This window comes from Wolbachia endosymbiont (group B) of Germaria angustata (genome assembly GCF_964026725.1).
GTDB classification, from domain to species: Bacteria; Pseudomonadota; Alphaproteobacteria; order Rickettsiales; family Anaplasmataceae; genus Wolbachia; species Wolbachia pipientis_C.
Map to the genome: position 1 here is coordinate 523,303 of NZ_OZ034691.1, position 12,979 is coordinate 536,281.

A 12,979-nucleotide genomic window follows, 5' to 3' on the forward strand; every position below is an offset into this window, starting at 1 on the left:
TTCTAAATAGATTAACGACTATATGTACTGCGATAACAACCTTATCGCTATAAATCTCCAGGAATTTTTTCTGAACTTTCGTACCAGTTTTCTATAGCTTCATCGATAAAATGAAAGACATTTCCTCTTTTTTCTAAAAATTGATTATACTCTTTAATGATTACTGACTTTCATCTTCTTTGGCATATACTCTACAAAATGTTCATTTCTTAATAAAGTAACCACTTTCTTTAGATTTTCTCCCTTTTTTCTCCCATCTCTACTCGCTATGCAACAAAGCCAACTCGGGTTACCTTACTATATTGTCAGCATCTTTGAGTAAGTAATGTTAATAAAAAATGAGTAAATGATCTATTTAATATTAAAAAGATGTTGAATATGGATAAATTGAGTCAAGATACAAAAAACAAGCTGCATTTTTGGTGGCTTATAACAGTAATAGTATGTATTATTGCTACCTATTATTACATGAAGGCAAAAGCTGCAGATAATTATAAAACGATATTACGCATTGCTTCTCAAAATTGTAACTTAGAAACTGTAAAATTCTCAGTAAAAAATTTATTAGATACTGATACACACATGCCTAAGTTAACTGCGTTACATTACGCTGCAGAAGGGGATGTTTAGAGATAGTTAGGTTTTTAATAGATGAGGGAGTTAACGTAAACATTATTAACAAGTATGTAAGCACAGCACTACATAATGCTGCATATTATGGTGATTTAAGGATTATCAAATTTTTGCTAGAAAAAGGCGCTAATCCTAACATTATAAACGATGATGGAAAAAAAACCTAGAAATGTAGCTGTGTTAAGGTCAAGGCATAACAAAGATAAGCCCTACGATCAAATATTCAACCACTATGGATTGAAATCCATAGTGGTTGAATGCTGAATGACTTTAAGTTTAAAATTGAGAAAGTAGTTGTTATATATATCAGCAAGTATGAGTTAAATTTGTATTATGGACTTGAATAAATTTACCGAAAAAGCAAAAAGCTTAATCCAGAGCGCTCAAATGAAAGCATTGGGAGCTGGGCATCAGATTTTTATGCCTGAACATTTACTTAAAGTAATGCTTGAAGATGAGTCAGGTTTAGTTCAGGATTTGATAGGCACTTGTGGTGGAAATATTCAGAATATTTCTGATGCTGTGAGTAGTACAATTAAAAAGTTTCCAGTGGTTGGAGGACCAGGTAGTGGTGGACTTCAGCTTTCAAGAGAGGTAGCAAAAGTTTTTGATGATTCAATTGGTATTGCGAGGAGAAATAAAGACACATTTGTTACTGTTGAGCGGTTGCTGCAGGGCCTTGCTGCACAAAAAGATGAAATTGTAGGTGAAATTTTAGCAGAAGGTGGTGTAACACCGCAAAAATTAAATTCAGTTATTGCAGAAATGAGAAAAGGTGGCAGTGCAGACTCTCCAAATAGCGAGGAAAAATTAAATGCGGCAAAGAGGTATACAAAAGATATTACAGAGCTTGCTATGCAAGGTAAGCTTGATCCTGTAATTGGTCGTGATGAGGAAATCAGAAGAACTATGCAGGTATCGTTGAGGCGAACAAAAAATAATCCAGTACTGATAGGTGAACCTGGTGTTGGAAAAACTGCAATAGTTGAAGGTTTAGCAAACAGAATTGTTGCAAATGATGTACCATTTGGTTTGCGTGATGCAAAAGTTTTAGCTTTGGATCTTGGTGCATTAATTGCTGGAACAAAATTTAGAGGGGAGTTTGAAGAGAGACTAAAAGCAGTGATTAATGAGATTTCAAAAGCAGAGGGAAAAGTTATTTTGTTTATAGATGAGCTTCATACTTTAGTGGGAGCAGGAGCGACAAGTGGTGTGATGGATGCTTCAAATCTGCTCAAGCCTGCTCTTGCGCGTGGAGAAATTTGCTGTATAGGGGCTACAACTTTGGATGAGTATCGTCAACATATAGAGAAAGACCCTGCGCTTGCAAGGCGTTTTCAGCCTGTGTTTATTTCTCAACCGACTGAGACTGATACTATTTCAATACTGAGGGGTTTGAAGGAGAGGTATGAGGTGCACCATGGTATTAGAATCACAGATGGTGCAATAATCGCTGCTGCAACGCTTTCTAATAGATATATAACAGATAGGTTTTTACCTGATAAAGCGATCGATTTAATTGATGAAGCAGCAAGTAGGGTTAGAATTGAAATGGACAGCAAGCCTGAGGTTGTTGATGAGCTTGAAAGAAAGATTATACAGCTGAAAATTGAGTCAGAGGCTTTGAAAAAAGAAAGTGATGAAAACTCTAAGCAACGTTTAAAAAAGATAAATGAGGAAATTGAGAGTCTAAACAGTAAATTTGCTGACTTAAGCAGTAAATGGCAGATGGAAAAGAATAAAATAGCTAAAATACAAGAAACTGCTGAAAAATTGGATAACGCGAGGAAAGAGCTAGAATTGGCTCAGCGCAATGGAAATTTAGGAAGGGCAGGGGAGTTGATGTATGGTGTGATTCCTCAACTTGAAAATGAGTTAAAAAATCAGGAAAAAGTTACTGATAGTTTCCTAAAGAAAGAAGTTACTGAGAGTGATATTGCAAATATTGTTTCAAAATGGACAGGCATTCCAGTTGATAATATGATGCATAGTGAAAAGGAAAAGCTCCTTAATATGGAAAATGAAATAGGAAAAAGAGTAATAGGGCAGAGAGATGCAATTGAAGCTATAAGTAATGCAGTAAGGCGCTCCCGTTCTGGTGTTCAGGATACTAATCGACCTTTTGGTTCATTTTTATTCTTAGGTCCAACCGGAGTTGGAAAAACAGAGTTAGCAAAATCTCTTGCCGAATTTTTGTTTGATGATCAATCAGCACTTCTACGCTTTGATATGTCAGAGTATATGGAAAAACACTCCGTTTCAAAACTGATTGGTGCACCTCCAGGGTATGTTGGCTATGAACAAGGTGGAAGATTAACTGAGGCAGTGAGGAGAAGACCATATCAGGTAATTTTGTTTGATGAGATAGAAAAGGCAAATCCAGATATATTTAATATATTACTGCAGATTTTGGATGAAGGTAGACTCACCGATAGCCATGGCAAATTAATTGATTTTCGCAATACCATACTGATTTTAACTTCTAACCTTGGCGCTGAGATGATGCTCAGAGGAACTGCTGAATCTGTAAAAGATGAGGTGATGAAAATAGTTAAGTTAGCGTTTCGTCCAGAATTTTTAAATAGACTGGATGAAATTATTATATTCCACGGTTTAACCAAAGATGACATTTATAAAATTATAGATGTTCAATTCTCTTATTTACAAAAGATGCTTGCTAAGCGTAAACTGAGTATTAGTTTATCGCAAGAAGCTAAGGAGCTAATAGCACAAACTGGCTATGACCCTGAATATGGAGCGAGGCCTCTGAAAAGGGTAATACAAGAATGCATTCAAAATAATCTAGCTAAGTTAGTTTTATCGGGGAAAGTAGTAGAAGGAGATGAACTAATAGTGTATACTTCTGGTAACGAAATCTTAGTTAAAAAGATCTAGATTCGCTGTGTATTTTTGTTTTGAAAAATGTGTATAAATCATAATGTTAATGTTGAGTCTTTATTTAAGCTAGTTGATCAAGGGAATAAAAAAGAGAAAGAAAAAATTAAAGAGTTTATAAAATACTTTTATAATTTTGTTTATAATAGCGACCTAAAAGTCAACGATAAATTTCTTTTATACATTGCAGAAGATGCATACAACTTCATTCTTAAAAAAGAAAAAGAAGAAAGTAAATTGGCAGTAAGTAATGTAAATGATATTTCAGGAATAGAAGGTAATTTCACTATAATTAAAATCACAAATGATGACATGCCCTTTTTAGTGGATTCTGTCATTTCCACTATTAAGTCACACGGTTTAACTATATGCTATTATAGTAACAGCATAATTAATATTCAAAGAAAAAATAGCCTAATAGATAAAATTCATCTTTTGGAAGAAAGTAATGGAATCAAAGAGTCAGTAATATATGTAATTATTAAAGGTATAAGTGATAATTTTGTTAATACATTAGAAGAATCTCTACGAAAGACGCTAAAAGCAGTTAACTGCGTTGTAAAGGACTGGCAATTGATGCTCAAGAAGCTTCTTGAGCATCCGGCATTGGATGCTGGAGGCAGAGATTTTTTAGCTTGGTTGAAAAATAACAATTTTATATTTTTAGGTTATCAAGAATACATTACTAATAAAGAAGGAAAGCTTGCTCTAAGTGGTAAGGAGAGCCTCGGGTTAATGAGAGCAAGTGAAGAGTACCAAAATTCATCAATTTTTTCTGAAAGCTTGAATTCTTTATACATACTAAGATCAGACCTAATCTCAATAGTTCATCGGCGTACCTATATGAATTGTATAGGAGTGAAAGAATTTAATGATCAGGGTGATGTAATAAGGGAACAGCATTTTTTTGGGCTATTTACTTCTATAGCAGAAGTGCAAGATATTCGAACTATTCCGGTAATAAAGGATAAGGTTACAACAATAGAAAAAAAGGCAGGATTTGTTCCTGGTGGCCATAACAATAAAGCTTTAATTTCCATTTTACAGGCATTTTCTTGTGACGAATTATTCCAATCAAATGAAGACGAGTTATTTGAAATTTGCACCTCGATCATGTCTCTTGCGATTAGACCAAGAGTCAAATTATTTTTGAGAAAGGTAGGGAACTTTATTAGTTGCATAGTATTGATACCGATGCGTTATGCTAGTGCAAGACTAATGTTTAAGATACGCGATATATTGAAAGATGAAACGAATGCAGAAAGTTCAGATATTTATAACAATCACATTATCAATGAATATGATTTGATGAAATTACACGTGGTGCTAAGAACCAAAAGCGCTAGCGTTTTTGATGATGAAGTTTTGCGTATCGAAAACAAGTTAAGAAACATTACAGAAAAGTGGGAAGATCGTTTTATAGACAATTTATATAATACTTTTAGCACTGTTGAGGATATATTTATCCGCTATTGCAAGGCATTTCCGATAAGTTATCAAGAGAATTTTGAACCTCATGATGCGTATTATGATATGAAAAAATTGGAGATAGTGAGAAAGAAAAAAGTCAGCGAAGTTGATTTGAGGCTTACTCGTGACAATCTCAACTATCAATTGAAGGTTTACACTCCAAGCAACGGAGGCCTTGAATTGTCAAAGATATTAAAGGTTACTAAGAATTTAGGGGCTAAGATTCTATCTCATAATGGTTATTATATAGAAATCAACGGTGGAATATGGATACATCATTTTGTGTTGTCAAGAGTTGATGAATTAATAGACAACATTACTTTAAAAGAGCAGTTTGAGGTAACACTTGTAAAAGTGTTCAGCAAGGAAATAAAAAATGACTATTTTAACAGCTTGATCATTATTGCTGGGCTCGAGTGGAAGGAAGTGCTTCTGATTAGAGCGCTAAGCGCCTACCTAAAGCAGACATCATTTAGCTATAACCCAGAATATATCCAGAAAGTAGTATCAGAGTATCCAAAAGTAGTAAGGTATTTAGTAGAATTATTTCATTCAAGATTTGATACTAAAATAGATATTGATAGGGCAGAAACTACTAGCATTTTGATAGAAAAAATTGAAGAATTACTAAAAGAGATCAGCAACGTTTCACATGATTACGTTTTGCGTTCGATATTTAACTTGATAATGGCAATTTTGAGAACCAGTTATTATCAAGATGATAAGCCATACTTATCTATCAAATTTGATTCAAGTAAAATAAATGGTTTACCTGACCCGCGCCCATACCGTGAATTGTATGTTTATTCAAACCTTTTTGAGGGAATACATCTAAGAGGAGGGAAGTTGGCTCGTGGTGGTTTGAGATGGTCGGATAGAACGGAAGATTTTCGCACTGAAGTTTTGGGACTCATGAAAGCCCAGATGACAAAAAATGCGGTCATTGTACCTGTTGGCGCAAAGGGTGGATTTGTAATAAAGCAAGTTTATAAAGACAAAAACATTTTAAGGGAGAAAGGTGTTGAATGCTATAAGAATTTCATCAGAGGAATGCTTGATATTACTGATAATGTAGTTGATGGCAAAATAACTCCACCAGAAAATGTGATTAGGTATGACGAAGATGATCCATATTTGGTAGTTGCAGCAGATAAAGGCACTGCTTCATTTTCTGATTATGCAAACGAAATATCCTCTGAATGTAACTTTTGGCTCGAAGATGCATTTGCATCTGGTGGATCAGCAGGTTATGACCACAAAAAGATGGGTATTACAGCAAGAGGTGCATGGATTGCAGCACAACGCCATTTTTGGAGAATGAATAAGGATATTTACCAGGATACAACTGTTATTGGAATTGGAGATATGGCTGGCGATCTGTTTGGAAATGGCATACTGCTTTCAAGAAATATACGTTTAATCGGCGCATTTAACCATATGCATATTTTCATTGATCCAAATCCTGATTCAGCAAAGGGTTTCGCAGAGCGTAAACGCCTTTTTGAATTACCGTTTTCAACTTGGATGGATTACAGCAAAGATTTGATTTCTCGTGGTGGCGGGGTATTTGAGCGTAGCAGCAAGCAAGTAGACATTTCTCAAGAAATGAAAAAGTGCTTTGATATAACGGAAGATACACTATCTCCAAATGACTTGATCCGATATCTGCTCAAGGCAAAAGTGGATTTCATATGGAATGGAGGAATTGGCACATTCGTTAAGGCAAAGAGTGAAAGTCACGGTATGGTTGGTGATAAAGCAAACGATGAATTAAGAGTAAACGGTCAGGATATTAGAGCTTCTATGTTTATAGAGGGTGGTAACCTTGGTTGCACGCAGCTTGGAAGGGTAGAATATGCTAAAATAGGTGGGTATATCAATGCAGATTTTTTTGATAATTCAGCAGGAGTAATATGTTCTGATCTTGAAGTTAATATCAAAATTGCTTTTATGAAAGTAGGGAAAATTTCCTTAGAAAAAAGGAATGAAATACTGACTAGCATGATAGACGATGTTGCATTTAAGGTGCTTGAAGACCATAACAGGATTGAAACAAAAGCATTGCTTCTTGAGTGCTTAAAAGCTAAAGAAAGATTAGAGCAGCACCATAAATTATTACTCAGTTTAGAGAAATTTGGGCTGCTAAACCGAGATGTAGAATTTCTTCCAGCTGAAGAAGAGGTAGCAAGAATGTTAACTGATGGAGAAGGTTTCTGTTCTCCTCAGCTTGCTGTTCTGATGTCTTATGCAAGAACAGCAATAAAAAATGAAGTTATACACTCTGAGCTACCTGAAAAAGATTTTTTGTGCCGTGATTACTTACTAAATTACTTTCCACAAAGGATGGTAACAGAGTTCAAGGATTCCATATTGAAACACCAACTTTGTAGGGAAATTATTTCTACTTGCATTACAAACGATGTAGTAAATAGGATGGGCTGTATATTTATTAATAATTTGGTTGAGAGTACTGGAATTAAAGTACATGAAGCAGTTAACATATATATCGTTGTTAATCACCTATATAATTTAAGTAGCCTTTGGCAGAAAATTGATGAATTGGATGGAAAAATTGATGTTGATTCATATTTGCAAGTAGTGAGAAGTATGCAAAAATTTATTGGTAGGGTATCATTTTGGTTAGTAAAAAATCTTGGTAAGCTTAATCTTGTAGAACTAGATGGTGTTACAAAATTTAGGGGTGCAATTGAAACTTTAGGCCATGATATTTTAGATGAGCACCTATTAGAGGTCTATAATCATGGATTAGCTTCTTTGTTAGAGCTTAATATAAATAAAGATCTAGCAAAAAGGGTTGCTGATCTACGTATTCTTATTTATGCGCTGGACGTTATATCTGTTGCTGAGCAGACATCTTTGTCCATCCTTGAGGCTGGTAGAATATACTTTGAATTAAAGTCGCTGCTAAGATTTGATATGATTAGAACAGTTGCTGGCAAGATGAAAAGCCATTCTTCCTATTGGGATCGCAGCTTAATTAATGATTTATTAGATGATTTAAGCAATTATCAACATAAGCTAGCTGTTAAAGTTATAAAAGCTACTGATAATCATGTAGACAAGGTTCAAACTTGGGCTATTAATGATAAGGATTATATAGAGCGCTACAATAGCTTTTTAGATGAGATGGTCGCTTATAAACTTGATTTAAGTAAATTAATACTTATAATCAGGAGAGTTAAAGTACTTGCTTCATAGGAAAAATGTTTAATATAGGTCTTTCAGAAATTTTAGTTGTAGCTTTAGTGAGTATAATTATTCTTGATAAAAGTAAAGTACCTGTATTTCTTAATCTTATTAAAAATATATATAGGTATTTCTGGGTTGTAAAATCAAGAGTTAGGAAATTGTTGAAGGATACCGGAATTAAAGAATCATATGAAGAGCATAACGTTGAAAAAGTCAATTACATAATTGGTGAAGATGGCAAGCTTTATCCTACTTACAATGTAGATAGTACAAAAAATGACAGCAAAAATCCTAGTAGTAGATGATATACCATCTAATGTTAAGCTTTTGGAGGCTCAGCTAAAAGCAGAGTACTATACAGTTATTGTAGCTTATGATGGCGAGGAGGCGATAGATTTAGTAGCGGAACAGCAGCCAGATATTATCTTACTTGATGTTATGATGCCAAAAATGAGTGGTTTTGAGGTTTGTAAGAAGCTAAAGAATGATCCCTTAACTACTTATATTCCAATAATTATGGTAACTGCGCTGCATGACACTCATGATAGAGTGGAAGGAATTAATGCTGGTGCGGATGACTTTCTAACTAAGCCGATAGATGAAACTGCTTTATCTGCAAGAATTAAGTCTCTTGTGCGCTTAAAGATGATAATAGATGAGTTGTGCTTGAGAGGAGAAACTAATGCTGAGATTGGTGGAGTAGCAGAAAGCAGTATTATGGATTATTCTAATCAGATTTTTGATGCTAACATACTTGTTGTAGATGAGGACACCTTTCAAGCAGAGCAGATACACAATGTTCTAAAGCAACGCTTCAGATCAATTAAAATACTGCACGATCCAAAAGAAGCATTAAAGGTTGGTATTAAGGATAATTACGACCTGATTATTTCTGACATGCAGTTTTCAAAAACTGACGGCCTACGGTTGTGTTCTAAGTTTCGTAGTAAAGTAGAAACACGTTATACACCAATTCTGATCCTTTCTGAAGATTATGATAAAAGCAATTTAGTAAAGGCACTTGATGTAGGTGCTAATGATTATTTAACAGTACCTTTAGATGAGAGTGAATTAATAGCTAGGGTTAATTTGCAAGTGAAACGCAAAAGGTATCAAGATGCCTTGAGAATGAATTTATTTAATAATGTGGAAATGTCTATAAAGGATCCATTAACTAACTGTTATAATAGAAGATATTTTGATGCACACTTAAGAAATATTGTTAAGGATTCTGTGGAAAAAGATAGAAGTTTATCTCTTATGATACTTGATATAGATTATTTTAAGATGGTGAATGATAACTTTGGGCATAATGCTGGAGATGAACTTTTAAAGGAAATACAGAAAAGAATTTCTGAAAATATCAGAGTGACAGATTTATTAGCTAGGTTTGGTGGTGAGGAATTTGTTGTTGTAATGCCAGATACCAATGTATCAGATGCGTATACTATTGCAGAGAGAATAAGGAAAATTATTGCCAAAGAACCTTTTATACTTGTGGATAAAAATACAACCCATAATGTAACTGTGAGCATTGGAATTTCAGCAATGCAAAGATCTGACCTTGATGATGTTAAAAAATTTATAGTACGTGCTGACAAATATTTATATAAAGCAAAAAACAGTGGTAGAAATAGAGTGGTTACTGGTTGAAGTTCTTTCAAATAAGTAGTAACTAAGATTCAAATGATAGCATAAAATTTCTCAACTCTGGAAATTTTGCATTTAACTGCAGAAATAGATATTTATTTAAAAAATACCCTGTAATTTTTAACCCTAGTCTGAATTCTTGATACGAGTAGCTATTTTGTAGGTTGTTATTGTATACATCATGCAACATCTGTGGAAAAGGTAGTAATTTATCTGCATAACAGTCACCTACTTTTTTTGACACTGCTCTACCAGTTTTTGGAGAAATAAATTGTAGATTTTCTTTCACACCTGTGACAGCACATTTTGATAGGTCTAACTTAAATCCAAGTTGCGTAAGAAGCAGAAGCTCTAAGTTAAGGTAATGACTTTGCCAAAACTGGCTATTATGTTTTATTACATCGATGAAGTGTCTAAAATTATCATACAACTTGATGCAGGATTCACTTTCTGGAAGCACTTTTTCTAATATAGACGAGAAAGAAACAATAGCAATGCTTTTTAACCTATCTTGAAAGAAATGATAAAATGGAGATTCAATCAATTCGCACTTTAAAAAACCTAGATTTTCAGGTAGCTTAGCACTCCATTCTGCATGTAATAGATTACTTATTTGAAACTTATAATTGCTATTGTTTGTTAACCTAGTTAATCCCCTGCGCTTTCCATGATTTTTTGTAAATAGAGAAAGAATTAAATTTTTATCACCGTATTTTTTAACAGCTATAATAACACCTTCATCTTTCCATCTCATTTAGAGTATATTGACCATATGATATTATAGAGATAATAAAATTAGTGTAGCAAATTTGAGTTTAAGTCAACTGAAATATATTGACTTTATGTGCAATATTAGCTTTAAACTAGTAAAACAAGCTGCTTAACATATGCGCCCTCTCTATTTTAATTATATTCTTCTTTTGTTTCTATGTTGTTTTTTGCTTTTTTCAATGAAAGCCCAAACGGATGATTCGTCAGTTATTACTATACCACAAAGAAAAAAAGAATTAGTTGAGTTAGTACAACCGAGGCAAATTATTAAAATACAGGAAATTGATGAGGGTATTCCAATTCCCAAAAGAAAAAAGGGTGTAGAAAGAAAACTAAGAGAAGACATCAAAGAGGTGAAAAATGAAATAAGAGATAAGAAAAATATTGAGAACAAAGATAATGAATTGGCTATAACAGAAATTATTAATTCTATAAGGGATAAACTGACAGAGTGTTGGAGCATTCCTGAGGGCATAGTTTATAAAGAAAATTTTAGTATAAAAATTAACTTATTATTATCCAGTAAAGGCGAGATCGTTGTAGCCACCGTAGCAGATAGTAGTTCTTATCAAAATAATCCTCTTTTTAGATCAGCAGCAGATAATGCAATGCGTGCAGTATATAAATGTAGCCCGTTAATTGGCTTACCTGCTGAACAGCATCACATTTGGCGCGAAGTCACGTTAGATTTTATTGTCCCAAATTTGGGAGAAAAACCCTGGACTTAAAGTCCATCCTTTTAAGAATATAATTTAAAGGTGAAAAATCTCAAAGAATGTGGAATATTATAGAAAAAGCAGTCACTCTGTATATATATATCACATAGTGTGGATAACAAAATATCGATATCCAGTATTAGTTGGAGATATTGGACAGAAAGCTAAAGAAGTTGTACAAGAAGTATGTGCAAATAATCAAGTAGAGAGGTAGAGTTGCGTCAACATGTATACGTTTCTGTACCCCCATACTTAAGTATTAGTAAGTTAGTGCAGTTAATAATAGGAGTTTGAGCCGCCGCTCCAGCTCTTTCCTTACATAAATTCCCCTTAAATTTTAAGCTTGATTTCTACTAGAACGAGTAGAATATGGCATTTTTTATACCATAATTAATTTTCCGTTATTTATCATAAAAATTTAGATTGTAGGCTTGACTTTGCATAACTTATATTAGTATGCTATATTATTATGTTAACAACAGAGGGGTTATTATGTTAAGTGCTTTGAAAAATCTAAAAAGTAAAGCCAAGGAATTGGTGAGTACCATTACTCATGGTCAGGGTGTAAGTAAAAATATTGATAAAGAAAACTGTCTTCCAGAAAAAAAATGCCTTAAATCCATCTTATCCTTATGTAAATTTTGGATATATGGAGAATGGTGTATTTTATCAATCTCAGCTAGCAATAAAGGATAAAGCTAATCTGAATATTTCAGATGTTAGCGGTCTTCCAGATGAAGAATCGTGGAAGATATTTCAAAAGCACAAAGTTGGAAAATCTCATGGTGAAGGTGATGATTATAAAAGTCATATTAATACACTACTAGAAGGAGAGGTTTCTCGGAAAGTTGTAGAAGAATTATATAATATAAAAAGTGATAAAATAAAGTTTGCCGCACTTGAAGAGTTTTTAGATGAAGAGAATCGTTCTTTTCCGGTTGCAAGATTAGCTATTGCGGGAAAAGATCCAATTTGTTTGATGGATTTTCTCGAGGCTAGTAAGTCCAAAGAATATGGTATAGATGCAATTACAATGTGCAAACCTGACAAAAACAAAACAAGAGGAGTGCGTTTATCGACTTGTTACGATGAAGATGAACAGGAAATAAGATCATATGAGATTCTCGATGGAACATATGATATGGATCTTGCTTGGGAAGTTGAAGGGAAAAAGTGTCAAATGAAAATTTCAGTTAGTAGCGATGGTTCTGCAAAGATTCTTAAAAGAAACGGCGTTACTGATGAAGAGATATACGCGCACACAGAAGTAATGGTAGAAAAACAGCATGAAACAAAGTCTCTCTATGAAGCATTGGGACTACAACAAACACAAGGAAAGAGTATGGAAAAAATACAACCTAAGTTGTACAAATGTTCTCAACCACAAAAAAGCAAGGAAATAAAAGAGCTCGTGGAAAAGAATCCAGAGGTACAATCTGCACTTAAAGAATTTGCTTCAGAGGTAAAAGAAGAGAGTTCTGAGTCAATGAAACCTTTGACAGATATCACAAAAGCGAATGTCAAAGAAGCTGGTTCTTCTATGCAGCGTTAATCACACATAAAAGATCTCTTCTAAGTTTAGGAGAGATCTTTATTGAAAAATTCAGGAAAATGTTGTATAATTACTGATAAAC

Annotated in this window: 7 protein-coding genes and 2 pseudogenes; 8 read left to right on the top strand and 1 reads right to left on the bottom strand. The window is 33.8% G+C overall.

The window, feature by feature from the left end; all coding sequences use genetic code 11:
- Positions 1–378: 378 nt before the first annotated feature.
- The 5 genes and pseudogenes from AAGD63_RS02610 to AAGD63_RS02630 all read left to right on the top strand — a co-directional run bounded on the left by AAGD63_RS02610 (position 379) and on the right by AAGD63_RS02630 (position 9,861).
- A pseudogene (locus AAGD63_RS02610) lies at positions 379–897 on the top strand (ankyrin repeat domain-containing protein).
- Between the two features lie 69 nt (positions 898–966).
- Positions 967–3,528 (top strand): ATP-dependent chaperone ClpB, encoded by a 2,562-nt coding sequence (gene clpB / locus AAGD63_RS02615; RefSeq protein ID WP_341813722.1) that lies wholly within the window; start codon positions 967–969, stop codon positions 3,526–3,528.
- 27 nt (positions 3,529–3,555) lie between these two features.
- Entirely contained in the window at positions 3,556–8,217 is a 4,662-nt protein-coding gene (locus tag AAGD63_RS02620; protein WP_341813723.1) for an NAD-glutamate dehydrogenase, read from the top strand.
- Between the two features lie 5 nt (positions 8,218–8,222).
- Complete coding sequence (locus tag AAGD63_RS02625; protein WP_341813724.1) at positions 8,223–8,513, top strand: hypothetical protein; 291 nt, start codon at positions 8,223–8,225, stop codon at positions 8,511–8,513.
- Complete coding sequence (locus AAGD63_RS02630; protein ID WP_264377851.1) at positions 8,485–9,861, top strand: PleD family two-component system response regulator; 1,377 nt, start codon at positions 8,485–8,487, stop codon at positions 9,859–9,861. Before AAGD63_RS02625 ends, AAGD63_RS02630 begins: the two co-directional genes overlap by 29 nt.
- Positions 9,862–9,883: 22 nt before the next feature.
- On the opposite strand, the gene recO is transcribed toward AAGD63_RS02630, so the two are convergent.
- Entirely contained in the window at positions 9,884–10,612 is a 729-nt protein-coding gene (gene recO, locus AAGD63_RS02635; RefSeq protein WP_341813725.1) for a DNA repair protein RecO, read from the bottom strand.
- A gap of 196 nt (positions 10,613–10,808) precedes the next feature.
- Here recO and AAGD63_RS02640 point away from each other — a divergent pair, with 196 nt between their 5' ends.
- From AAGD63_RS02640 to AAGD63_RS02650, 3 genes and pseudogenes are all read left to right on the top strand, one after another.
- On the top strand, positions 10,809–11,357 hold the full coding sequence (locus AAGD63_RS02640) for a hypothetical protein (protein WP_341813726.1): 549 nt from the start codon (positions 10,809–10,811) through the stop codon (positions 11,355–11,357).
- A 49-nt stretch (positions 11,358–11,406) separates the two neighbouring features.
- Positions 11,407–11,633 (top strand): annotated as a pseudogene (locus tag AAGD63_RS02645) (transposase); the annotation flags it as partial.
- 361 nt (positions 11,634–11,994) lie between these two features.
- A complete protein-coding gene (locus tag AAGD63_RS02650; RefSeq protein ID WP_341813727.1) occupies positions 11,995–12,897 on the top strand; it encodes a hypothetical protein in 903 nt (300 codons plus the stop codon).
- Positions 12,898–12,979 lie beyond the last annotated feature (82 nt).

Bases quoted from the DNA above. Each gene is read 5' to 3' on its own strand.
- AAGD63_RS02625 (WP_341813724.1), top strand. From the start codon at position 8,223: ATGTTTAATATAGGTCTTTCAGAAATTTTAGTTGTAGCTTTAGTGAGT.
- AAGD63_RS02650 (WP_341813727.1), top strand. From the start codon at position 11,995: ATGGAGAATGGTGTATTTTATCAATCTCAGCTAGCAATAAAGGATAAA.
- AAGD63_RS02620 (WP_341813723.1), top strand. From the start codon at position 3,556: ATGTGTATAAATCATAATGTTAATGTTGAGTCTTTATTTAAGCTAGTT.
- AAGD63_RS02630 (WP_264377851.1), top strand. From the start codon at position 8,485: ATGACAGCAAAAATCCTAGTAGTAGATGATATACCATCTAATGTTAAG.
- clpB (WP_341813722.1), top strand. From the start codon at position 967: ATGGACTTGAATAAATTTACCGAAAAAGCAAAAAGCTTAATCCAGAGC.
- recO (WP_341813725.1), bottom strand. From the start codon at position 10,612: ATGAGATGGAAAGATGAAGGTGTTATTATAGCTGTTAAAAAATACGGT.
- AAGD63_RS02640 (WP_341813726.1), top strand. From the start codon at position 10,809: ATGAAAGCCCAAACGGATGATTCGTCAGTTATTACTATACCACAAAGA.